Source organism: Cryobacterium breve (genome assembly GCF_027594785.1).
GTDB lineage: Bacteria > Actinomycetota > Actinomycetes > Actinomycetales > Microbacteriaceae > Cryobacterium > Cryobacterium breve_A.
In genome coordinates this window covers 2,907,933-2,930,163 of the sequence record NZ_CP075584.1, presented here as the reverse complement: position 1 = coordinate 2,930,163, position 22,231 = coordinate 2,907,933, and the positions used below count along the sequence as shown (strand labels likewise).

Annotated in this window: 18 protein-coding genes, 1 tRNA gene and 6 pseudogenes; 6 read left to right on the top strand and 19 right to left on the bottom strand. The window is 68.6% G+C overall.

Annotated features, from left to right (window positions below; all coding sequences use genetic code 11):
• Positions 1–130: 130 nt before the first annotated feature.
• The 4 genes from KIV56_RS14305 to KIV56_RS14290 all read right to left on the bottom strand — a co-directional run bounded on the left by KIV56_RS14305 (position 131) and on the right by KIV56_RS14290 (position 2,565).
• Positions 131–928 (bottom strand): alpha/beta fold hydrolase, encoded by a 798-nt coding sequence (locus KIV56_RS14305; RefSeq protein ID WP_281533969.1) that lies wholly within the window; start codon positions 926–928, stop codon positions 131–133.
• A gap of 69 nt (positions 929–997) precedes the next feature.
• Entirely contained in the window at positions 998–1,219 is a 222-nt protein-coding gene (locus KIV56_RS14300) for a hypothetical protein (protein ID WP_281533968.1), read from the bottom strand.
• Between the two features lie 71 nt (positions 1,220–1,290).
• Entirely contained in the window at positions 1,291–1,551 is a 261-nt protein-coding gene (locus KIV56_RS14295; RefSeq protein ID WP_281533967.1) for a hypothetical protein, read from the bottom strand.
• A 144-nt stretch (positions 1,552–1,695) separates the two neighbouring features.
• Entirely contained in the window at positions 1,696–2,565 is an 870-nt protein-coding gene (locus tag KIV56_RS14290) for an SDR family NAD(P)-dependent oxidoreductase (protein ID WP_281536166.1), read from the bottom strand.
• 162 nt (positions 2,566–2,727) lie between these two features.
• Here KIV56_RS14290 and KIV56_RS14285 point away from each other — a divergent pair, with 162 nt between their 5' ends.
• Positions 2,728–3,126: a MerR family transcriptional regulator gene (locus KIV56_RS14285; RefSeq protein WP_281533966.1), complete on the top strand. Its 399-nt coding sequence runs from the start codon at positions 2,728–2,730 to the stop codon at positions 3,124–3,126.
• Positions 3,127–3,152: 26 nt separating this feature from the next.
• On the opposite strand, the gene KIV56_RS14280 is transcribed toward KIV56_RS14285, so the two are convergent.
• From KIV56_RS14280 to topA, 8 genes and pseudogenes are all read right to left on the bottom strand, one after another.
• Positions 3,153–3,746 carry a hypothetical protein gene (locus KIV56_RS14280; RefSeq protein ID WP_281533965.1) on the bottom strand — a complete coding sequence of 198 codons (594 nt, stop codon included), beginning with the start codon at positions 3,744–3,746 and terminating at the stop codon, positions 3,153–3,155.
• A gap of 334 nt (positions 3,747–4,080) precedes the next feature.
• Positions 4,081–4,153 (bottom strand) — tRNA-Thr (locus KIV56_RS14275).
• 52 nt (positions 4,154–4,205) lie between these two features.
• Entirely contained in the window at positions 4,206–4,844 is a 639-nt protein-coding gene (locus KIV56_RS14270) for a TetR/AcrR family transcriptional regulator (RefSeq protein ID WP_281533964.1), read from the bottom strand.
• A gap of 10 nt (positions 4,845–4,854) precedes the next feature.
• Entirely contained in the window at positions 4,855–5,742 is an 888-nt protein-coding gene (locus KIV56_RS14265; RefSeq protein ID WP_432432641.1) for an alpha/beta hydrolase, read from the bottom strand.
• A complete protein-coding gene (locus KIV56_RS14260) occupies positions 5,675–6,391 on the bottom strand; it encodes an alpha/beta fold hydrolase (protein ID WP_281533963.1) in 717 nt (238 codons plus the stop codon). Before KIV56_RS14260 ends, KIV56_RS14265 begins: the two co-directional genes overlap by 68 nt.
• Before the next feature lie 235 nt (positions 6,392–6,626).
• Positions 6,627–7,848 (bottom strand): annotated as a pseudogene (locus KIV56_RS14255) (DNA polymerase III subunit delta').
• 50 nt (positions 7,849–7,898) lie between these two features.
• Positions 7,899–8,498 (bottom strand): annotated as a pseudogene (gene tmk / locus KIV56_RS14250) (dTMP kinase); the annotation flags it as partial.
• An 89-nt stretch (positions 8,499–8,587) separates the two neighbouring features.
• Positions 8,588–11,612, bottom strand: a pseudogene (gene topA, locus KIV56_RS14245) (type I DNA topoisomerase).
• Between the two features lie 141 nt (positions 11,613–11,753).
• Between topA and KIV56_RS14240 the strand changes: the two are divergent.
• Positions 11,754–11,996 (top strand): hypothetical protein, encoded by a 243-nt coding sequence (locus KIV56_RS14240; RefSeq protein ID WP_281533962.1) that lies wholly within the window; start codon positions 11,754–11,756, stop codon positions 11,994–11,996.
• Positions 11,997–12,113: 117 nt separating this feature from the next.
• On the opposite strand, the pseudogene KIV56_RS20540 reads toward KIV56_RS14240, so the two are convergent.
• A pseudogene (locus KIV56_RS20540) lies at positions 12,114–12,308 on the bottom strand (Rv3654c family TadE-like protein); the annotation flags it as partial.
• Between KIV56_RS20540 and KIV56_RS14235 the strand changes: the two are divergent.
• Positions 12,220–12,417 carry a hypothetical protein gene (locus KIV56_RS14235; RefSeq protein WP_281533961.1) on the top strand — a complete coding sequence of 66 codons (198 nt, stop codon included), beginning with the start codon at positions 12,220–12,222 and terminating at the stop codon, positions 12,415–12,417. The pseudogene KIV56_RS20540 and the gene KIV56_RS14235 sit on opposite strands and share 89 nt — an antisense overlap.
• A 46-nt stretch (positions 12,418–12,463) precedes the next feature.
• On the opposite strand, the gene KIV56_RS14230 is transcribed toward KIV56_RS14235, so the two are convergent.
• Together KIV56_RS14230 and KIV56_RS20535 are read right to left on the bottom strand one after the other, a co-directional pair.
• On the bottom strand, positions 12,464–12,838 hold the full coding sequence (locus tag KIV56_RS14230; protein WP_281533960.1) for a TadE family type IV pilus minor pilin: 375 nt from the start codon (positions 12,836–12,838) through the stop codon (positions 12,464–12,466).
• Between the two features lie 49 nt (positions 12,839–12,887).
• On the bottom strand, positions 12,888–13,088 hold the full coding sequence (locus KIV56_RS20535) for a DUF4244 domain-containing protein (RefSeq protein WP_432432640.1): 201 nt from the start codon (positions 13,086–13,088) through the stop codon (positions 12,888–12,890).
• An 839-nt stretch (positions 13,089–13,927) separates the two neighbouring features.
• Between KIV56_RS20535 and KIV56_RS14220 the strand changes: the two genes are divergently transcribed.
• Positions 13,928–15,445 carry a DUF2142 domain-containing protein gene (locus tag KIV56_RS14220; protein ID WP_281533958.1) on the top strand — a complete coding sequence of 506 codons (1,518 nt, stop codon included), beginning with the start codon at positions 13,928–13,930 and terminating at the stop codon, positions 15,443–15,445.
• Between the two features lie 48 nt (positions 15,446–15,493).
• Here KIV56_RS14220 and KIV56_RS14215 read toward each other — a convergent pair whose 3' ends face one another.
• Complete coding sequence (locus tag KIV56_RS14215; protein WP_281533957.1) at positions 15,494–16,570, bottom strand: hypothetical protein; 1,077 nt, start codon at positions 16,568–16,570, stop codon at positions 15,494–15,496.
• A gap of 32 nt (positions 16,571–16,602) precedes the next feature.
• Positions 16,603–17,617, bottom strand: a pseudogene (locus tag KIV56_RS14210) (TadA family conjugal transfer-associated ATPase).
• A 495-nt stretch (positions 17,618–18,112) separates the two neighbouring features.
• Here KIV56_RS14210 and acs point away from each other — a divergent pair.
• Together acs and KIV56_RS14200 are read left to right on the top strand one after the other, a co-directional pair.
• Positions 18,113–20,069 (top strand): annotated as a pseudogene (acs, locus tag KIV56_RS14205) (acetate--CoA ligase).
• 403 nt (positions 20,070–20,472) lie between these two features.
• Complete coding sequence (locus KIV56_RS14200) at positions 20,473–21,387, top strand: acyltransferase family protein (protein WP_281536164.1); 915 nt, start codon at positions 20,473–20,475, stop codon at positions 21,385–21,387.
• 67 nt (positions 21,388–21,454) lie between these two features.
• Here KIV56_RS14200 and KIV56_RS14195 read toward each other — a convergent pair whose 3' ends face one another.
• Positions 21,455–21,970 (bottom strand): RidA family protein, encoded by a 516-nt coding sequence (locus tag KIV56_RS14195; RefSeq protein ID WP_281533956.1) that lies wholly within the window; start codon positions 21,968–21,970, stop codon positions 21,455–21,457.
• Positions 21,971–21,972: 2 nt separating this feature from the next.
• The gene (locus tag KIV56_RS14190) at positions 21,973–22,134 is read right to left on the bottom strand and encodes a DUF4177 domain-containing protein (RefSeq protein ID WP_166787392.1); all 162 of its coding nucleotides are present in this window, start codon (positions 22,132–22,134) and stop codon (positions 21,973–21,975) included.
• Positions 22,135–22,231 lie beyond the last annotated feature (97 nt).

Genomic DNA, 22,231 nt, shown 5'->3' with positions numbered 1-22,231 from the left:
TTCACCGGAGCCGACGGTGGCTAACTCAGGAGATACGTGGACGACGAATCCCCGAGGCCCGGAATCTCAAGGCCGCAAGCCGCTCACCCCACCGGCTTTCCTGAGTTAGCCACCGTCGCTCGCGACCGCGTCAGGCGGCGAGCGGATGCGCCGCGAAGAACCTGAGGACGGCATCCGTCGCCCAGTCGCTCTCGAGGAAGTAGCCGTGCCGCAGCCCGGGCAGCTCCCCGAATGCGGCATTCGGAATATGGTCGGCGAGACGTTCGCCGTTCCCGGGAGGTGTGACCTCGTCGGCGTCGCCATGCAGCACGAGCGTGGGCGCGGTGATGCCCGGGAGGTGGTCCCAGGCGTCGTGCCCGGTGCTCGCACCGAACAACAGGCGCCGGGTGTGGACAGAGGACGGGCGCACGAACATGGCCGCGACGAGTTCCGGGTGGGACGCGATGAAGGCATCCGTGAAGAACAGCGGGCCCATGGAGAGCGCGTCGCCGCGGGCCATGAGCTGGGCGACGTCGGACGTGCGGGTCAGGCCGCGGTGATCGCCGCCGCTCGTCGCGCCGAGCACGAGGGCACCCAGGCGATCCGGGTGGTTGATCGCGAACCACTGTGCGACCCGGCCGCCCATCGAATGCCCGTAGACGTGTGCCCTGTCGATTCCTGCGGCGTCGAGCACGGCGACCACGTCCTCGGCGAGCGCGGCCGTCGTGAAGCGCTCGTCGGCGCCGGGCTCGCTGTCGCCGACCCCGCGGGTGTCGAACGTGATCACCCGGTGCCGGGTACCGAGCGTCGGCAGCAGCGGAGACCACGAGCGGCTCGAGACGCCCTGCCCCGCGATCAGGACCACGGGGCTGCCGGCCCCGACACCGGTGTCTGGGCCGGTCGACGACCAGGCGATGCGGGCGCCGTCGGGCGCGAGGGCGTACTCCATGGATGCCTTCCGAGCGGGGCCTGGGACTCCCCCATCGTAACGAGCGCACCGGGGAGAGCGCCGCCCGGCTCAGCCGATGAACGTGCTCGCCGTCACCTCGAACTCCTCGACGCCAACGACCGTCAGATGCTGTTCGGCGCTCGAGTCGGCGCGAATGGACTCCGCGGGCTCCCTACTCCCCGCGAGGGAGTCCTCCGAGTCCCAGAGCGTGATGGCCAGGGCCGTGTCGCCGTCCGTGCCCTTGAGGAAGTACATGCCGCGGCAGCCGGGGTTCGCCAGCACCCGCAGCATGGTCGCATTCTCATTCGCGTGGGGGTCGGTGTCTGGGCCGGTCCTGAAGGTGCTGATTCGGGCATACATCGTCAGGACTCCACCATCATCACGACGGTTTCCGGGCGGACGCCGTCGAACTGCATCGCCTCCGCCACGACTTCGGACGCCATCACCCGCTGGAACACGTCCATGTCGGGTACGTCGGCGATCAGCCCGACCCGATGGTCGTCGGTCGGGTCGATGAAGGTTTGGATACTGATGCCCAGCGGCCCGAACACCTCGTCGCGCCGGGGTGAGTCGAGCCAGTGCTCGACGTCGTCGACCTCGTGGAATATCAACACCGTTGTCATGATTGCCTCTCTCGGTTCCGACGCTGGGACAGGAGAACCGTTGGCTCGCTCCTCCGCGAACCCGCGATCGTGGCGACCGTAGCGCCGCTGCCGTCCGAGCGATAGGGACCGCAACGGCTACGGCGAGCACATACCCATTGAGTGTTAGTCGACGAACGGGTTCAACCCGGTCGCCTGGACGGAGAGTGTAAACAGGCGCTCGGCGGCGTCTGCGTCGATGGCCCATTCTTTGACCCCGCCGGCGATCGCGTCGGTGTGGTCCGGCGAGACGACGCCCTTGATGGAGCAGTCCTCGCAATACACCCCGCCACGTTCGACAAGTTCGGGGGCGGTCGCGGCCCACAGCGCGGTCGCTGCACCCTGGGCGGGGGTCTTGAACAACGGGTTCGGGTCGCCGTTCTCGTCGATCCATTTTCGCCGGAGCAACTCCTCGCGCGGCATGTGCCGCTGAAGGTCTGTCATGATGCCACCGGGATTCACGGAAAACGCGTGGATGTCGCGAGCGGCGGAGCGCGCATCGAGCGCAACGGCGAACAGTGCGTCTGCCGTCTTGGACTGGCCGTACGCAACCCACGGGTCGTACGGTGTGTTCTCGAAGTTGATGTCGTCAAACAGCACCGGGGAGAGGTAGTGGGCCGTCGAGGAGTACGCCACCACGCGGGCACCCGGGCGCAGTTGGCCGGCCACTCCTGCGACGAGAGCGAAATGTCCCAGGTGGTTGATGCCGAACTGGGACTCCCATCCCTGCGGCGTGCGCGACAGCGGCGAGGCCATCACCCCGGCCGCGTTGATCATGATGTCGATCGGAGTGCCCGTGTTGCGCACTGCGGCGGTGAAGGCCGCGACCGAGTCGAGATCGCCGAGGTCCATCTGACGGACGGTGACGCCGGGCACGTTCACGAGTGCAGCCGTGGCGGCATCCGGGCGGCGGGCCGGCACCGTGACGGCGACACCTGCGGCGGCCAGCGCCTTGACCGTCTCGAGTCCGAGGCCGGAGTAGCCGCCAGTGACGATGGCGGTCTTCCCCCGAGGTCGCGGCCGGCGAGGACCTCGGCGGCGGTGGTGCGGTAGCCGAACTCGGTGGCCAGCGGCTGCTGGCGGGCGGTGATGTCGTGCGTTGCAGTCATACCCGCCATGCTAAGGTCTAGAGTTCACTCTAGGTCAAGGACGGATCTCATGATGGCAGAGGCGACCATAGCCGAACGCACCCACACGATCGGCGAACTTGCCGCCATCTCCGGACTGAGTGTTCATACGCTGCGCTGGTACGAGGCGCAAGGCTTGTTCCCCCGCGATATCCCACGCACACCCGGCGGTCAGCGGATCTTCGGCGACGAGGCCGTGCGCTGGTTGGCGCTGCTGAACCGACTGCGCGATTCGGCCATGCCCGTGGCCGACATGGCCGAGTACTCCCGACTGGTTCGCGCTGGCGAGGGCAACGAGGCCGACCGGATCGCGTTGATGGAATCGCACGCGCGTTCTCTCGATGCCCAGATCGAGGAACTCATCGCCTGCCGCGAAGTCATCCGGGACAAGATCGACTTCTACCGTCGGGCAGTGGCAAGCAGGACGTGACCGCCCACTGGGACGCGCTCAAGCGGTCAGATCCGGGCGTACGCGGCGGCGGATGCGCTCAGGGACACCGCGACGCAATAGGCGGTCGCCGGGCCGAGCAGGACGACCGACCCCGGCATCGATGTCGCGAAACTCAGGATCAGGGCAACGATGCCCAGTGAGAGGACGCTGCCGATGACGGTCACCAGGCCGGAGCGGCGCGAGCTGATGAGCGCGGTCAGGACCATGACCGCGCAGATCACGCCGAACACGATCAGGGGCGGGCCGGATTCACGGGGCCAGCCCTGCCACAGCACCGTCACGATGCCGGCGAGCAGAACGCCCGGGACGAGTGCGAGCCAGCCCCAGAGCCGGGCCGCCTGCCGCCCGCGATAGTCTGTCCACGTCGACAGCAGGCCGGCCACGGCGATGCCGGCCACAACGGAGAAGAGCTGCACGACGGCCGTCACGATAATGAACAACCGCCCCGTGGATCCGAGCAGGACCCGGTCGGGCTCGCCCAACCAGTAGACGAAGGACACCCAGGGCAGGGCCGCGCCGACCGCGATGATCCCGATCCGGCCCACCTGAACGGATGCCCGCGCCCACCACACGGGACACGTTCCGGTCACGACGTACATCGGTTCCCCCTCCATGGAGCACCCCCGGCCCTGACCGGGACTTTAGCCAGTCCCGGTAGCCGTTTGATGAACGTAAGGAGGCGTACGTCCTCACACCACGTCGAGGCATCGCCCGCGCGGCTCGATGGCGGGTGATGCTATGTCGGAGATTTTCGCAACTCGCGGCATCCGCTGCCCGGAATCGCGGCGGGTCGCAAAAATCTCCGACTTTACGACGACGGATGCGCCGCGCGCCACGCGCGCTGAGCCTCGCGCGCCCGGAATCGCGGCAAGGAGAGTGCCGCCCCGCAAGGAATGACGCAGTGAATCGCACCGGGGAACGGCGACTGAAGGGAGCCGCCTGTCAGAATCGAACTGACGACCTTCTCATTACGAGTGAGATGCTCTACCAACTGAGCTAAGGCGGCGTGACGCCCGAATGCTTCCTTCCGGAAACGCGCGGTGACACAGCAACAAAGCTTAGCTGGTCCGGAGGGTCAATTCGTACAGCCCAGCGAACGACGCCCGCACCCGGTCGGCGAGGGGCAGGGACTCGTCGCCCTCCGCCCAGCAGCGCCAGGCGTGGCGCAAGGCCGCGACCGCGACGAGCGTGAGCAACAGGGCGCGCTGGTGCAGCGCGACGGCGTCAGCGGCGAGCACGGGATCGTCCGCAGCGAGGCGCCGGCTGATCACTTCGTCGAGGTGCCCCTCGAAGCTGCGGAGGGTGGCCATCCGCATTCCGAACAGGTAGGGGTTCTCCTTCATCACCTGACGCCGCAGCTGGTGAATCTCCCGGTCGTCCTCGGACTTCTGCACGCTTGTCGAGAGCAGCACCGCGAGGTCGGCGAGGATGTCGCCCGAGGGGCTCCTGTGCACGAAGTCCTCGATCTCCGCCTCGGACCCGAGGGTGAGGTCATCGCCGGCGAGGGCGGCGTCCTTCGACGGGAAGTAGTTGAAGAAGGTGCGCGGGGACACATCCGCGATCCGGCTGATGTCCTCGACGGTGACCTTGTCGACCCCGCGCTCGGACGCGAGCGTGAGCACGGCGAGTTGAATGGCCCGGTGGGTCGCCAGACGTTTCCGTTCGCGCAGGCCGGGTTCTTCCGCAACATCCACCATGGTCATATTCTTACACGGCGCGCAATTGTGCAGTCCTCAGAAGGCGGCCGGCGGATGCCGCGGGGCCGTCCGGCATCAGCACTTCGGGTCCGTCGCCGGCACCGTCCCCTGCAGCAGGTAGGAGTCCACCGCGTTGTTCACGCAGGCATTGGACTTGTTGTACGCGGTGTGCCCCTCGCCGGCATAGGTAACGAGCTGGGCGCTGTCGAGCCTGCTTGGCGAGGCTCTGCGCCCACACGTACGGGGTCGCCGGGTCGTTCGTCGTGCCGACGACGAGGATCGGAGCCGCTCCCGGCGCGTGGATCTCGGCGCGGGTCCCGGTGAACTTGTCCGGCCAGTTGGCACAACCGGTGTCGCCGTAGGCCATGTACTTGCCGATGACCGGCGCAGCAGCCTCGATGGCGGCGGCGTCGGCGCGCATCACGGCCGGGTCGTCGTTGTAGCTGTAGTCGAGGCAGTTGATCGCGAGGAAGGCCTCGGTCGAGTTGTCGAGGTAGCTTCCGTCGGAATTGCGGCCGTTGTAGGCGTCTGCGAACTGGAACGCGACCTTGGTGTTGCCCTGCATCACGCTCGACAGCATCTCGCTGAGGTTCGGCCACGCCGATGCCTGGTACAGCGGGTAGATGATCGCGGTGAGCAGGGTGTTGCCGCCGAGCATCCGGCCGTCGCTCGCGGCGATCGGGCTCCGGTCCACCGAGTCGAGCAGGGCCGAGATCGTGCTCATCGCCTGGTCGACGGTGCCGTTGAACGGGCACTTCGATCCACCGAGGCAATCGGCGAGGTAGGAACGCAGTGCACTCTCGAAACCGACGGCCTGCACCCGGGTCACCTCAGCGTTGCTCGTCGACGGGTCGAGGGCTCCGTCGAGAACCAGGCGGCCGACCTTGTCCGGGAACAGGTTGGCGTAGGTCGCCCCGAGGAAGGTGCCGTAGGAGTACCCGAGGTAGTTGAGCCTGCTTGTCGCCGAGCACGGCACGAAGCATGTCGAGGTCGTGGGCGGCGCTCACGGTGTCCACGTGGGCGAGCAGCGCACCGGTGTTCGTGGCGCAGGCCGCTCCGAACTCGGTCGAGGACTTCTCGACCTCCTGGATCCAGGCGTCCGTGCCGCGGGCCGCGGCCGGGATCGCGTAGAGGTACTGGTCCATGTCGGCGGCCCCGTAGCATTTCACCGCTGACGAGCGGCCGACACCGCGCGGGTCGAACCCGACGATGTCGAATCCGGCCTGCAGCTTCGCATCCGTGGCGTAGTCGAGGGAGGCCTTCACGAAGTCGTACCCGGACCCGCCGGGACCTCCGGGGTTGACCAGGAGCGAGCCGACCCGGGTGCCGGTGGCGACGTGCCGCACGAGGGCGAGGTCGACGGTGTCCGTTCCGGGCGCACTCCAGTCGAGCGGGGCCTTCGCGGTGGTGCACTGCAGGCTGTTGCCACAGTCGGTCCAGGTGAGCACCTGGTTGTAGAACGGGTCGAGGGCGCTGCTGACGCTCTCCCCGGTGGGGGGACGACGTCGAGGCGGAGGGTTGCGGCAGGAACGCCGGCACGCATCCACTCAGCCCCAGCGTGACGACGACGGCTGCGGCGAGGATCGCGAAGCGTCGGGCGGCCGGGCGGCGCGTCACTGCGCCATTCGACGCCGGGCCATTCGACGCCGGGCGCTGGCGGATGCGTGTGGTCAACGGTTCCTCATTACTGGTCTGGTCGTGCAGGTGTGCTCAGGCTTTCACGAGCGCCGCGGGTGGGCGGTGCCATTGTCGCGGTCTTCGTCCTCGTCATGGTCATCGGTGTCAACGTCGAATGGCGGACACCAGCATGGCCTCGAGGGCCAGGGCCGGTGCCACATTGGATTCAATTCTTTGCCGGGCGATCGCGATGGCGTCCAGGGTCGCGAGCGTCGTGACGGTCGCACAGGCCGCTGCTGCAGCACGCACTCCGGCGAGGAGCTCACGGTTGATCACTTCATTCTCGCGGCCAAACTGTACCATCATCACATCCCGGTACAGCGAGGTCAGATCGACGAGAATCCGGTCGATCCCGTCGCGCAGGCTCCGGGTGGCCCGCCGTTTCTGGTCGTCTTCGAGCGCCTTGATCTGGCCGCGCAACGCAGGCGGCACCGACTTGCCCGGCTCGACGCCGAGGGAGCGCAGCACGCTTTCGCGTTCGGCGGCGTCCCGCTCGAGAGTGATCGCCTTCGCGTCGTCTCCCGCGATCGCGAGCAGTCGCGCCGCGGCGTTCACCGCGTACGACACCCCACGGATGCCGAGCGCGGCCTTGAGGGTTTCCTCGCGCCGATCGCGGGCCTCGGGGTTCGTGGCGAGGCGCCGGGCCATGCCGATGTGGCTTTGCGCCTCGCGGGCGCACCGCTCGGCGACGACGGGGATCGACGCCCTCGCGGGCGACGAGGAGCGCGGCGACGTCGGCGACGCTCGGCACGCGCAGCCGAACGGTGCGCACCCGGGACCGGATGGTCGGCAGCAGGTCGGCCTCGCTCGGCGCGCAGAGGATCCAGACGGTGCGTTCCGGCGGCTCTTCGAGCGCTTTGAGCAGCACGTTGGAGGTGCGCTCGACCATGCGGTCGGCGTCTTCGACGACGATGACCCGGTACCGGCCGACCGATGGCGAGTACTGCGAGCGTTTGACGGCCTCTTTGACGGAGTCCATCTTGATGATGACGCCCTCGGTGGCGAGCACGACGAGGTCGGGGTGGGTGCGGGCCTCCACGAGCCGTTCGGCGGTCGCGTCTTCGGCGGGCGTTCCCGGGCTGAGGAGGGCGGCGGCGAAGGCGAAGGCGAGGTTGGACCGGCCCGAACCGGGCGGGCCCGTGATGAGCCAGGCGTGCGTCATGGACGCAGAGGCGCTGGACGCGGAGGTACCGGAGGCGGCCGTGCCGGCTTTGCTCGCGGGGGCGTCAGCCGTTGTGCTCTGTGGCTCCTTGCCCTGTGGCTCCGCGGCGGCACGGAAGATCGCGATCGCATCCGCCTGGCCGGTCAGGTTGTCCCACACGCTCATTCCTTCAGGGTACCGGTCGCCACTGACATCCCGCCCAGAGGCCTGCGGTGTCAGAGGAGGGGTGCGATGCGGGCGCGGATCGCGGCGGCGATCTCGTCGACCGGGCTCGCGGCATCCACGACCAGGAACCGGTCGGGTTCTGCGCGGGCGAGGTCAAGGAACGCGGCACGAACCCGGCGGTGGAAGTCGCCCTTCTCGGCCTCGAGGCGGTCGAAACGCTTGTTGGCGGCGTCGAGCCGGCCGCGCGCGACGGTCTCATCAAGGTCGAGCAGGATGGTCAGCTCGGGCAGCAGCCCTTCCGCAGCCCAGAGCGACAGGTCGCGGATCTCGGCGGCGCCGAGCACCCGCCCCGCACCCTGGTAGGCGACGGATGAGTCGAGGTAGCGGTCCTGGACCACCACTTCGCCGCGGGCGAGCGCCGGACGCACGGCCGTGGCGATGTGCTGGGCGCGGTCAGCCGCATACAGCAGGGCCTCGGCGCGCGGGGACACCTCGCCGGTGTGGTGCAGCACGATCTCCCGAATTTCGACGCCGACGACGGTGCCGCCGGGCTCCCGGGTGCGCAGCACCGTACGGCCCTGCTCGCCGAGCCACTCGGCGAGCAGCCGGGCCTGGGTGGACTTGCCGGACCCGTCACCGCCTTCGAGCGTGATGAAGAGACCGGTCGGGGCCTGACCGGTCGGGGCCTGACCGCTCGGGGCGGCCTCGGTGGAGGCTGCCCCGGTCACGTCTGGCACGGTCACGACTGGGTGGTCGAACCCGCGGGCGTCTTCGTCGCTGCAGTCCTGGTCGTCGCGGTCTTGGTGGAGGTCCCCGTCTTGGTGACGGCCGGCTTGCGGACGGCGGTCTTGGTGACCGTGGTCTTCGCGGCGGTGGTCTTCGCGGCGGTGGCCTTCTTCACGGCGGGCTTCTTGACGGCCGCAGCTTTCACGGCCGGCTTCTTGGCGACCGGCTTCTTGGCCGGGGCCTTCTTGGCGGGCGCCTTCTTGACCGCCGGTCCCTTGGCGCGCTTGTCGGCGAGGAGCCTGTACGGCCCGGTCGAAGTCGATCTCCTCGACCGTCTCGGCCTTCGGGATCGTCGCATTCGTGACGCCGTCGGTGACGTACGCGCCGAAACGGCCATCCTTGATCTTGATCGCCTTGCCGCTGTCCGGGTCGGGCGTCTCGAATTCCTTCAGGGCGCTCGAGGCGCGACGCGCGCCGTACTTGGGCTGGCTGTACAGCTCGACCGCTCCGGGCAGGTCGATCTCGAAGATCTGGTCTTCGCTCGTGAGCGAACGGGTGTCGACGCCCTTCTTCAGGTAGGGGCCGAACTTGCCGTTCTGGGCGGTGATCTCGGTCTGCGTTTCGGGGTCGAGGCCGACGATGCGCGGGAGGTCGAGCAGCCGGAGCGCGGTCTCGAGGTCGATCGTGGCGAGGTCCATCGACTTGAACAGCGACGCGGTGCGCGGCTTGTCCGCGAGGGCGATCTTCTTCGCGGCCGGCTTGCGCTTGGGCTTCGCTGCGGGAGCTCCGGCGTCGACCAGCTGGGTCACTTCACCGGTGAGCGGGTCGATGGTCTCGCCGGCGGACTCGGTCTGGGTCTCGACGAGTTCGACGACGACGGGCTCGGCGGGTGCCGGGTCGAGCTCGGTGACGTATGGACCGAACCGGCCGTCCTTGGCGACGATGTTCTTGCCGGTCTCCGGGTTGACCCCGATGACGCGGTCGATGACGACAGGCGCATCGATGAGCTGACGTGCCTTCGCGGGCGTCAGTTCGTCGGGTGCGAGGTCCGGCGGGATGTTCACCCGGCGCGGCGGGGCATCCGCTGCGGCAGCGGGGTCGATGACCTCGAGGTAGGGGCCGTACTTGCCGATGCGGAGGGTGATGTCATCGCCGATCGGCATCGAGTTGATCGAACGGGCATCGATCTCGCCGAGGTTGTCGACGACCTGGCGGAGACCGCGGTGCTTCTCCGAGCCGAAGTAGAAACTGTTGAGCCAGTCGACGCGGTCGGCCTTGCCGTCGGCGATGCGGTCGAGGTCGTCTTCCATCTCGGCGGTGAAGTCGTACTCGACGAGGTCGGTGAAGTACTCCTCGAGCAGGCGCACCACGGAGAAGGCGATCCAGTTCGGCACGAGCGACTGGCCGCGCGGGGTGACGTAGCCGCGGTCGGTGATCGTGGAGATGATCGAGGCATACGTGGACGGACGGCCGATGCCGAGCTCTTCGAGCTTCTTGACGAGGCTCGCCTCGGTGTACCGGGCGGCCGGGGTGGTCTCGTGGCCCTTGGCCTCGACCTCGAGCAGGGACAGCGACTGGCCCTCTTCGAGCGGCGGCAGCTTGGACTCGGTCGGGTCGGTGGGCGCGTTGCGCTCTTCGTCGCGGGATTCCTCGTAGGCGAGCATGAAGCCGCGGAAGGTGATCACCGTGCCGCTCGCGGAGAACTCGGCGAGAACGCCGGACGCCGCGGGGTGCGGCGAGACGCCGGTCGGGCCGGCCGCGATGGTGACGGATGCGGTCGAACCGGTCGCGTCGGCCATCTGCGAGGCGACGGTGCGCTTCCAGATCAGGTCGTAGAGGCGGAAGTCGTTGCCGCGGATGGTGTTCGCGAGCGAGGAGGGCGTGCGGAACGTGTCGCCCGAGGGACGGATCGCCTCGTGGGCCTCCTGCGCGTTCTTGCTCTTGCCCTTGTAGAGGCGCGGCTGGGCAGGCACCGTCTCGGGGCCATACAGCGAGGACGCCTGGTTGCGGGCGGCGTTGATCGCCTGCTGCGAGAGCGACGGCGAGTCGGTACGCATGTAGGTGATGTAGCCGTTCTCGTAGAGCGACTGGGCCACGCTCATGGTCTGCCGGGCGGTGAAGCGCAGCTTCCGTGCCGCTTCCTGCTGCAGGGTCGACGTCGTGAACGGGGCGGCGGGGCTGCGGCGGTACGGCTTGGACGCGACCTTGGTCACGGTGATCGCGACGTGGGGATCCTTCAGCGCGTCGGCGAGGGCGAGGGCGGATGCCTCGTCGAGCGTCGTCGCCGTGACCTTGGGCTTGAGACGACCGAGGTCGTCGAAGTCGCCGCCGGAGGCGATGCGCTCACCGTTGAGGCGCACGAGCTTGGCCTGGAAGGCGGCATCCGTCGTTGCGGCACCGGAAGCGAGCTGGGCCGAGAGGTCCCAGTAGCCGGCGGAGACGAAGGCGAGGCGTTCGCGTTCGCGGTCGACGACGAGGCGGGTCGCAGCGGACTGCACACGGCCGGCGGACAGGCCGGGGCCGACCTTGCGCCAGAGCACGGGGGAAATCTCGTAACCGTAGATGCGGTCGAGGATGCGCCGCGTCTCCTGCGCATCGACGAGGGCCGTGTCGAGGTCGCGGGTGTTGTCCTTCGCCTTGAGGATCGCTTCCTTGGTGATCTCGTGGAACACCATGCGCTTGACGGGAACCTTGGGCTGGAGGACCTGCAGCAGGTGCCAGGCGATGGCCTCGCCTTCGCGGTCCTCATCAGTTGCGAGCAGGAGTTCGTCGGCCGTCTTCATCGCCCGCTTGAGTTCGGCGACGGTCTTCTTCTTGGCGTCGGAGACGACGTAGTACGGCTCGAAGCCGTTGTCGACGTCGACGGAGAACTTGCCGAGGGGCCCCTTCTTCAATTCAGGGGGCAGGTTTTTTGGCTCGATCAGGTCCCGAATGTGGCCGACCGAGGACAGGACCTCGTAGCCGTCGCCGAGATACGCGGCGATCGACTTCATTTTTGTCGGCGATTCGACAATGACCAGCTTCTTAGTGCCTGGCACCAGACTCCTCTTTATAGGTATCGGCCCGTTGAAGGGCCAAGGCACACCATACACACAGAAAGATGGTGCCCACCTAATCGGCCACACGTCACACAGGGCTTTGGGGCTTGCCAGCCTCGCCTTGGTGAGGACAATGGAGGCATGGGTACAGCAGCTACGGGCACGTACACCGCGAAGCTTACGGACGGCCCCCTCGAAGGCAAAACGATCACCACCGAATTCCTCGACACGGGCGATATCCGGCCTCGTCTGGAGATTCCCGCGGAGTCCGGTGGCAAGCGCTACCTCTATACCCGGGGAGCGGGTCTGGAGTTCGACTCCACCGAATTTCCCGAGCGACCGACGGCCGTCGACTACCGCTACCTCGAGGCCCTTTTCGACTGATCCGGCGCCTCCTCCTGGAGCGATCCCGGGCGACGGCGAGTCTCCCGCCGAACCCGGTGGACCGGCCCGGGCGTGCGCCCTCAGAGTCCAGCCGAGAAATTCCCGGGTGACCGTGACGCTCGCGATCGGGCCGGCCGTTGTGCAGAGCTCCACGGATGCCCCGTCGAGTGCCGCGATCTCGGCCGCGGCCTGACAGGGCACCCCGGCCACGAGTCCCGACAGCGTGTCCGCTGCGGCGAGCGCCCCGGCATCCGCCGCCGCCCGCACGGTCTGGCCGACGACGAACACCGCCAGGACCGGGAGCAACATCACCGTCAGCAGCACAACCGCCCCAATCACACCCACGGCAAGCACCGAGCCGGAGCCGCGCTCGCCGTCGCCGTCGCCGCTGCCCACACGGAGGGGCGAGCGCCCGTACTGACCGGTGCCGGCGCAGCGAACGCTCGCGCCCGACGAACGGATGCGCGTCACGTCGCGCCGCCGAGCGCGCAGGAGCCCGCCGTCACGGTGATCCCGAGCGCGGCGGGCGCGCTCAGCCGGGCGCACACCGCAGAGCCCCGCTGGTCCACCGAGACGACCGCGTCGCCGACGAGTTGACGAGCCAGGCTGGTTGCGTGGTCGAGCCCGTCGCCCCGGGCGAGGGACCGGGCGGCCTGGGCCGCGGCATCCGCCAGCCGGACCTGCTGGCCGCCGACCTGCACCCCGCCGAGGCAGAGCAGCAGCACGAGGAGCACGGCCGGAATGACGGCGGCGAACTCGGCCGTGACACTGCCGCGCTCCCCCGAGACGCTGCTCCCTGCGATACGGGACATCGCGGCACGGGACATCGCGGCACGGGACATCGCAGCACGGGACCCGGCTCGGCAGGCGGCGCGGGCCGCACCTCCCCGGCTACCCCACCGTGAGGGCATGGCGCACCAGCTCGGTGAGGATGCCGCGCACTTCGTCTCCCCGCAGGATGAGGATGAGCAGCCCCGCGAAGCCGACGGCCGCCATCGTCGCGATCACATACTCGGCGGTCGCGGCGCCCGCCTCGTCGCGCAGCCGTCGCAGGGCGCGCGTCGTGTTGGTGGGCACAGTTCGGGTGCGCACGATGCCGTGCGGCACCGCGCCCGCCGCAACGTCGGCCAGGCCGGAGACCCGCCTTCTCGGTTTCGGCGGAAGCGCGCCCTCCGAGACCGGCGGCTCTGAGACGCGCAGGGCGGGCACGGACCCGGTCTGGTCGTGGGACGTTGCTGTGGTGCTCGGCATCGGTTCTTCTCCTCTCGCGTCCAGCGACGCGGTAGTCCGGCGGCACGATCGAGTCCAGATTCGCCCCGCCGGTCGCCGGTGCCGGCTTCCGTCCGAGATCCGTGCAGAACCCCGCCCGACCCGGTCCCGTTGAGGACCCGCGCACCCCGCACAGCTTCCGCGAGAGTACGATTTCGGCCCTTAAAACGGCGGTTTAAGGGCCAAAATCGTACTCTCGCGGAAAGACGCGGGACGATTCTGGGACCCGATTTGTGGTCCCCGGAGACCAATTTGAGAAAGGGGTTACCTTTGGCGAAAGATGAGCGTAGTGTCTTCCCAACGGCACCCACCAGGGTCCGGGGAACGAGGCGCTGATGGCAGACAAATCCCCTAAGAAGAGCACCGGCAAGACTGCCGCAGCGAAGACTCTGAAGGAAAAACGCGCCGACAAGAAAGCTCGTCCGGAGCGCAAGGACTAGAGCAGCTGGACAGATTTACCGTGACTTCGAAAGAGCCGGGCCCTCGGGTCCGGCTCTTTTTCGTGTGCCCTATGCGGGTACCGGCCGGCTCAGGTGACCTGTACAACCCGACAGGCTCGTTAGGCGGCACCGGCGCACGGGTCGTCCGACCGAGCGCGAGCCCGTAGTAGATTCAGTTCCTGCGCCCGGCATCCGCTTTCGGCACGAAATGATCGGATCTACATGACTGAGCGACGCAGCAAGATTCTGCGGATCGTTGCGTATTGCCTGGCACCCATCACTCTGCTCGTCGCGCTTCTGTCCTGGAGTGCGTCGTCGCCGGTCGGCTCCGGCGCAGACGAAGACTTCCACCTCGCCAGCTCGTGGTGCGGTGCCGGACTCCGGGACGGCCTCTGCGAAGCAGGATCTGACGACGCACATCGGCAAGTCCCGCTCCAGCTGATCGTCGCGAGCCAGTGCTTCACTCACCTTCCGGGACAGTCTGCCTCGTGCCCCGCTACACCGTCATCGGTCTTGACGGACACGGACCGGGGAAACTTCGTCGGCGTCTACCCGCCGGTCTTCTATGCCACGATGAGCATTTTCGCGGGCACCAACATCTCCCTGTCGGTGCTCTTGATGCGTGCATTCAACTCTTTGCTCTACGTGGTGATGATGTCGCTGCTGTTCCTCCTGCTCCCCCGCGCCCGTCGCGGGCTCCTGGTGTGGGCAACGCTGGCCACTCTCGTGCCCTTCGGCGTGTTCCTGATCGCCAGCGTCAACCCCAGCGGCTGGGGAGTTCTGTCTGCCTCGACCCTGTGGCTGGCGATACTGGGATTCTTTGAGGCTGAGACTCGGGGCCGCCAGATCGGCCTCGCTGCGCTCGCGTTGGTCTCCACGGTCATCGGCGCCGGCTCACGGGCCGACTCCGCGGCGTACGCGGTTGTGGCGATCGTGCTGGTCGGTGTGCTCAAGGCCGAACGGACGCGCGCCTTCGTGCGCCGCGCCGTGTTCCCGATCGCACTCGTGGCACTCGCCGGCGTGGGCTATCTCACCTCAGGCCAGACGAGAGCGGTCAATCTGGTGGGGGAGAACATCTCCAGCCCGGAGGGCAGCGTGCCAGGCGGTTGGGCAGATCTGTTCTGGAACAACCTGATCCGGCTGCCAGAGCTCTGGGCCGGTGCTTTCGGTACGCCCGTTGCCGGACGCACGCCGTCGCTCGACGCCGGTGCGCCGGGCCTCGTGTGGTTCCCTGTGATGCTCGCGTTCGGCGGCGTCGTCTTTCTCGGCCTGCGGCGGCTCAGCGTCAGGAAGGGTCTCAGTTTGGCGATGATCATCGGCCTGCTGGTGCTGCTGCCGATGGTGTGGCTCATGCGCGACCATATCCTTGTCGGGCAACAGGTGCAGTCGCGGTATCTCTATCCGTTGTTGATCATTCTTGCCGGAGTCAGCCTTCTGGGCTTCCGCAGTGCCAGTGCCGGACTGGGGCGTGTGCATATGGTGCTCGTTGCCACCGCTGCGATTCTCAGCAACCTCACCATCCAGTGGTTCACCCTCCGCCGGTTCACGACGGGGCTCGACGTCTTCTGGCCGAACCTCGATAAGAACGTCGAGTGGTGGTGGGGTCTCCCCATCGGGCCCATGCCGCTGTGGATCATCGGCTCAATCACCTTCGCGATCGTCTGCGCGCTTGCTGTTCTTTACGCGTGGCGCGCCACCGACTCGTCAGACAGCGCTGAGCGGACCGCGATTCGCCTCTGAACGGGCCGTACACTCTGGTCTGGCTCTGTCGTGTCCGGACGCCAGCGGCTAGAACTCCGACAGTGTCGTCGACAGCACCGTGACGAGGAGCGGGACCACGCCGAGCAGCATGAAGGCCGGGAGTACGCATAACCCGAGGGGAACCAGCAGGGCCATCCCAAGCGCAATCACCCGCCGCTGGCCCTCTGTGCGGGCGTCGCGGCGCTGCTGGTCGGCTTCACTGCGCAGGAGCTCGGCGGCGGGCACGCCGGCGCGCACCGCCAGGTCCAGCACCCGGTCGCCGGCGGTGCGCCGGACACCGTCGGCAGGGAGATACCGACCGAGCGCCTCCGTCACCAGAGCCTGGGCGCGTTCGACCGAACCGCCGCCGCTCATCGCGATCGCGGTCAGGTCGAGTTCGAGACCCGGCGTCGGGGCCCGTGCCCGTGCCCGCCGCAGCAGCCGGCGATTCCACACGCTCCCCGCGAGCATGAGTCCGGCACCGCTTCCGAGACACAACCAGCCCGGTACCGTGAGGAACAGCGTCGCGACAGTGTTGAACCCGAGCAGGCCGCCGAAGGCGATCCCGACGAGCGGCAGGACGGCGACCAGCCGCGCGGTCGCGGCCGGTCCGGCGAGCGCCGTCTCGAGGTCGGCGTGCAGCTGGCCGAGGTCGCGCAGGCTGGCCGCGAGTTGACGCAGGCACGCGGCGAGCGGCGCCCCTGACCGCGTCGCCACCTCCCAGGCGGCGGCGACAGCGAACCAGGCGTCTCCCGGCTGCCCGCCCACGGCCCGCGCCTCCCCCGCAATGGCCTCCGCGACGCTGTCTCCACGGCCTGCCGCGAGACCGGCGGCCCTCACGACACGGATGCCCACGGCCGGCCCATCGGCACCGGGGCGGTTCGCGCAAGGTCGCCTTTGATGGGTACCGAGCGGGACAACACGAGAGGCGTCCGGGCCGGTGTCGTCGTCCAGATATCCCCACGCGGTCACGGGCGACACCCCCGCCGAGAGGAGAACGGCCAGCCGCTGCACGATCCGGGCCGCGTGCTCGATGTCGACGTCCCGTCGCGGGTCTCGGCGAGCCCGGCGGCGCCCCGTCCCGCGACGATGCCTCCCGGCATCCGCACGCGGCGCACGGCCCACACGCGCCGCCGAGTCGGCCTCACGCCGGCGCATCACGGGACGACCGGCACGGCAACAGGCACGGTGACAAGGAGCCCCCGGGCGTCGAGCTCGAATCGCCCGAGCTGGGCGATCCTCCGCGAGCCGCCGCGGCGCTCGAGGTGCAGCACAAGGCCGATCGCGCTGACCGTCTGCCGGGCGACGGCCGCCTGGCTCATCCCGGCGAGCGCCCCGAGGGCCTCGAGCCGGGCGGGCACGTCGCCCAGCGAATTCGCGTGCAGGGTGCCCGCCCCGCCGTCATGCCCGGTGTTGAGGGCGGCGAGCAGTTCGCGCAGGCTCGCCGCCACGGCACTCACCGAGCACCAGCCGGTCCGGGCGCATCCGCAGCGCCTCGCGCAGCAACGCATCGAGGCCGACCCGGCCGGCGCCCTCGAGATTCGGCTGCCGCGACTCGAGCGCCACAACGTGCGGGTGCTCGATGCGAAGCTCGGCGACGTCCTCGATGACGACGATGCGCTCCCCCGGCGGCGCCTCGCCGAGGAGCGCAGCCAGCAGGGTCGTCTTGCCGCTTCCCGCCGCCCCGGTCACGAGCAGGTTCTCCCGGCCCTGCACGGCGGCGCGCAGGCGCGCCGTGAGCGCCTGGCCGGCCGCCCCGGAGCCGCAGAGCCCCGCGGCGGCGAGCGCGGCCAGTCTCGGCCGGTCGGGCCGCGGCAGCCGGATCGAGAGCAGGGTGCCCGTACTCGACACCGGCGGCAGCACGGCGTGCACGCGGATGCCGTCGGAGAGCCGCACATCGACGCACGGGCTCGCCTCGTCGATGTGCCGGCCGCCGAGCGCGATCAACCGCACGGCGAGCGCTCTGACCTCCGCCTCGGCGCTCCGCCAGCCCGGCTCCCGCACCGGGCCGAGGCCCGCGTCGACCCACAGGCCGGCCTCGCCGTTCACGAACAGGTCGGTCACGCCGGTGGATGCCGCGTACCGCGCGAGTGCGCCCAGTTCGGAGAGGTCCCGCCCGGGCAGCGACCGCGCCACCGACGCGGGCTCCCCCGTGCCGGGGGCGCCCGGCATCCGCTCACGGCTGAGCGACGGGACGGCGATGAACGGTTGCACCATGCCCCGACGGTAGGCCGTGACGAGCGATTGACCGGGGCCGCCGCGAAGACTGTGGACAATTCGTCCAGCGCGGCAGCGGTGCAGGAGGGGCCGTCGACCGGCCACACAACCGCCGAGTCGTTAAAAAAGGGGGCGGCACCTATTGGGGGAACAGGTGCCGCCTCGGCATCACGCTGATTGGGGGGAACCAAACGTGATGCAGGTCAAAACTTTCGTTCGGACGTGTCTAAGTGTATAAGGAAAATCCAGATGCGCAAGTCCCCCGTGTCCTCATAAATGAGGACACGATTCCGTGGCCCCTATCCAGGGGGTCTTGCGGCGATCGCGGCGCGTTCGGCGCGGAGGGAGCCGCTCCGCAATTCCCCGCAACGTGGGTTCGCGGATCCTCAGGGTATGGTGCACGAGGGGCTTGTTACGCACCCGGCCGTCATCGCAAAGGAGCGACAAGCTATGAGCGTTCAGATCGACCACCTTCTCAACGAAACCCGCAGGTTCGCACCGAGTGCCGAGTTCGCGGACCACGCCGTCGGCACTTCGCAGCTTTACACGGATGCCGCGGACGACCGCCTCGAATTCTGGGCCGATCAGGCCCGCAGCCTGCTGCATTGGCACAAGCCGTTCACCAAAGTGCTGGACTGGACCAACCCGCCGTTCGCGAAATGGTTCGAGGACGGGCACATCAATGTGGCCTGGAACTGCCTCGACCGGCACGTGCTCGCGGGCCATGGCGACCGGGTCGCGCTCTACTTCGAGGGCGAGCCCGGCGACTCCCGCGCGATCACCTATGCCGAGTTGACGGCGGAGGTGAAGCGAGCTGCGAATGTGCTGACAAAGCTCGGTGTGCAGGCCGGGGACCGGGTCGCGATCTACCTGCCGATGATCCCCGAGGCCGTGATCTCGATGCTCGCCGTCGCCCGCCTCGGTGCGGTTCACTCGGTCATCTTCGGCGGCTTCAGCGCCGAGAGCCTGCGCTCCCGGATCGACGACGCGAACGCCGTGCTCGTGATCACCGCGGACGGCGGCTACCGCAAGGGCCGGGTCACGCCCCTCAAGCCCGCGGTCGACATGGCACTGTCCGGCACGCCGACGACCGTGCGCAACGTGCTCGTCGTCAAGCGCACCGGCAACGACGTGGAGTGGACCGACCACGACCTGTGGTGGCACGACGAGCTCGCGAGCGTCGACGCGGAGCACGAGGCCGAGGGCTTCCCCGCCGAGAATCCGCTGTTCATCCTGTACACCTCGGGCACGACCGGCAAGCCCAAGGGCATCCTGCACACGAGCGGCGGCTACCTCACCCAGGTCGCCTTCACGCACAAGAACGTCTTCGACCTGCACCCCGAAACGGATGTCTACTGGTGCACCGCGGACGTCGGCTGGATCACGGGTCACAGCTACGTGACCTACGGCCCGCTCGCCAACGGGGCAACGCAGGTGCTCTTCGAGGGCACCCCGGACACCCCGCACCCGGGCCGCTGGTGGGAGATCGTCGAGAAGTACAAGGTCAGCATCCTCTACACGGCGCCCACCGCGATCCGCACGTTCATGAAGCTCGGCCGCCAGATTCCGCAGGGTTTCGACCTGTCGAGCCTGCGGCTGCTCGGCTCGGTCGGCGAACCGATCAACCCTGAAGCGTGGATGTGGTACCGCGAAGTGATCGGCGGCAATGTCGCCCCGGTTGTGGACACCTGGTGGCAGACCGAGACCGGCGCGATCATGATTTCCGCGCTTCCCGGGGTCACCGTCGCGAAGCCGGGCGCCGCGCAGGTGCCGATCCCCGGGGTGTCGATCGACGTGCTCGACGAGGCCGGCGTGCACGTCGGGCACGGCAACGGCGGGCTGCTCGTCGTCACCGAACCCTGGCCGTCCATGCTCCGCGGCATCTGGGGCGACCCCGAGCGGTTCATCGAAACGTACTGGGAGAAGTTCGGCGAGGAGAACCCGCGCTACTTCGCCGGCGACGGCGCCCGTCTCGACGAGGACGGCGACATCTGGCTGCTCGGCCGGGTCGACGACGTGATGAACGTCTCCGGGCACCGGCTCTCGACCGCGGAGATCGAGTCGTCGCTCGTGTCGCACCCGATGACGGCCGAGGCGGCTGTGGTCGGCGCGCACGACGAGACGACCGGCCAGGCCGTCGTCGCGTTCGTGATCATCAAGTACAGCCACCTCGAGGAGAGCTCGCACGAGGACATCCAGGCGGTGTTGCGGGCGCACGTGGCGCAGCAGATCGGCGCGATCGCGCGTCCGCGGCAGATCTTCATCGTGAACGAGCCTGCCGAAGACCCGCTCGGGCAAGATCATCCGCCGCCTGTTACAGGATGTCGCAGAGGGCCGCGAAATCGGCGACACGACGACCCTCGCCGACACCTCGGTGATGCAGGTGATCAAGAGCACCCTGAAGTAGGCGCATCGGCGCCGGACGAGGGGGCAGTGAGGGTTTTCACAAGCGGCCCCCCTATCGTGGGGACAATGCCTCGCCTTCCCTCGTCCGGACGCCTGGTCGCCCTCGATGCCCTCCGCGGTGTCGCGGCCGGCATCGTGCTCGTGCACCACGTCTCGATGACCGCTCCCGGCATCGCCGCCGCCTACCAGTCCACTGTCGGCGTGAACACCGGTTCGGCGGGCTGGTGGTCGACCCTGACCCCGCTCAAGTTCCTCGTTGCAGGCCCCGAGTTCGTGCTCGTCTTCTTTGTGCTGAGCGGCTTCGTGCTTGTGCGCTCCCCCTCGCAGCCCGAGCCATCGGCACCGGCTACGACTGGGTCGCGTACTACCCGCGCCGCATCATCCGCCTGGCGATCCCCGTCGTCGTGTCCGTCGCCCTCGCCGCGGCGTGGATCCTGCTCGTGCCGCGCACGGGCATCGACGTCGGCGGCAGTTGGCTCAAGCGGCAGGACAGCCCCGACATCGGCCTCCCCAACCTGCTCGGTGAGGCGAGCGTCATCGGCGGCTCCGGCCGGCCGGACGTCAACCCGCCCCTCTGGTCGCTGACCTGGGAGATGTGGTTCTCGCTTCTGTTGCCGATCTGCGTGCTGCTCGCCGTCGCGACGCGCCGGCTGCCCGCGCTCTGGGCCGCTGCCTTCCTCGCCGTGAGTGCGACCGGGTACGTCACCGGCATCGAACCGCTGATGTACCTGCCCGCGTTCGGCCTCGGCGCCCTGCTCGCCGCGAACTACGAGTCCCTGCGCACCTGGGCCGCCCGGGTCGCCGCGCGACGCGGGGGCACCGCCGTCTGGATCGGGCTCACCGCCCTCGGCCCAGCCCTGCTCGTGTCGCACTGGCTGCTCCGCCCGCAACTCAGCGGGCTCTGGGGCGACCTGACCCTCGCGCTGCGGGTGCCCGGCGCCGTGCTCGTCGTCGCCGTCGTCGCACTGTGGCCTCCGCTGCAGCGCCCGCTCTCCGCCCGGCCGCTGGTCTGGCTCGGCACGGTGAGCTTCAGCCTCTACCTCGTGCACTTCCCGGTCGTCGTCGCCTTCGGCACGATGTTCGGACCGGGCCGCTGGTGGCTCGGCGCGCTCGTCTCCGTGCCGCTCAGCCTCGTGCTCGCGCAGCTGATGTACCTGTGGGTCGAGCTGCCCGCGCAGCGCCTCGCGACCTGGACGGGCCGGTGGGCGAGCGAGAAGGCCGGGGCGCTTCGCGGGCGCGGCGGCAGGCAGGCGGATGCCGCGGCATCCGCTGACCTCGCAGCCCGCGCCCCCGAAAACGACCGCGCCCTCGCCGAGTAGTGACCGGCCCCTCACCAATTCGACGGAGATTTTGTCCGGAAAGCGCTTAAAACGCGCTCCTACGTACTCAAAACCCAAAAACTCCGTCGAATTCGTTAGAGAAAAACGGGCTAGGCGAAGGAGACGATGATGGCTCCACCTCGACGGGCGAGTCGAGCGGCAGCACGGCGACGCCGACCGCCGAGCGGGCGTGCACGCCGCGGTCGCCGAAGATCTCGCCAAGCACCTGCGATGCCCCGTTGACGACTCCGGGCTGGCCGGTGAACGCGGGGTCGGATGCGACGAAGCCGGTGACCTTGACGACCTGCGTGATGCGGTCGAGCGACCCGATCACGGCCTTGATCGCCGCGAGCGCGTTGAGCGCGCACAGGCGGGCGTACTCCTGGGCGTCCGCTGCGGGCACGAGTCCGTGGCCGTCGCCGACCTTGCCGGTCTCCGGCAGCACGCCGGACACCATCGGCAGCTGGCCGGAGGTGAAGACCAGGTTGCCGGAGATGACGGCGGGAACATACGACGCCACCGGAGGAACCACGCTGGGCAGGTCGATCCCGAGTTCGGCGAGGCGAGCATCAATGATCGACATGATCAGGCCTCTTTCACAACGGGACGCTTGAGGTAGGCGACGAGCCCGCCCTCCGGTCCGGGTACGACCTGGACGAGCTCCCAGCCGTCCGATCCCCAGCTGTTCAGAATGGCCGCGGTGTTGTGGATCATCAGCGGGGTGGTGAGGTACTCCCAGGCAGGCATAAGACTCCGATTCAGGCGATTTTACAGATTTGTCCCTTACGCTCAATTGTATGTCTGCCAAAAATCGAACGGTCAGCGGCTCCCTGGGCGGTCTCCT

Coding starts and splice junctions, on each gene's coding strand:
- KIV56_RS14240 (WP_281533962.1), top strand. CDS start 11,754: ATGGGTACAGCAGCTACGGGCACGTACACCGCGAAGCTTACGGACGGC.
- KIV56_RS14220 (WP_281533958.1), top strand. CDS start 13,928: ATGACTGAGCGACGCAGCAAGATTCTGCGGATCGTTGCGTATTGCCTG.
- KIV56_RS14230 (WP_281533960.1), bottom strand. CDS start 12,838: ATGTCCCGTGCCGCGATGTCCCGTGCCGCGATGTCCCGTATCGCAGGG.
- KIV56_RS14195 (WP_281533956.1), bottom strand. CDS start 21,970: ATGTCGATCATTGATGCTCGCCTCGCCGAACTCGGGATCGACCTGCCC.
- KIV56_RS14270 (WP_281533964.1), bottom strand. CDS start 4,844: ATGGTGGATGTTGCGGAAGAACCCGGCCTGCGCGAACGGAAACGTCTG.
- KIV56_RS14190 (WP_166787392.1), bottom strand. CDS start 22,134: ATGCCTGCCTGGGAGTACCTCACCACCCCGCTGATGATCCACAACACC.
- KIV56_RS14285 (WP_281533966.1), top strand. CDS start 2,728: ATGATGGCAGAGGCGACCATAGCCGAACGCACCCACACGATCGGCGAA.
- KIV56_RS14295 (WP_281533967.1), bottom strand. CDS start 1,551: ATGACAACGGTGTTGATATTCCACGAGGTCGACGACGTCGAGCACTGG.
- KIV56_RS14300 (WP_281533968.1), bottom strand. CDS start 1,219: ATGCTGCGGGTGCTGGCGAACCCCGGCTGCCGCGGCATGTACTTCCTC.
- KIV56_RS14305 (WP_281533969.1), bottom strand. CDS start 928: ATGGAGTACGCCCTCGCGCCCGACGGCGCCCGCATCGCCTGGTCGTCG.
- KIV56_RS14280 (WP_281533965.1), bottom strand. CDS start 3,746: ATGTACGTCGTGACCGGAACGTGTCCCGTGTGGTGGGCGCGGGCATCC.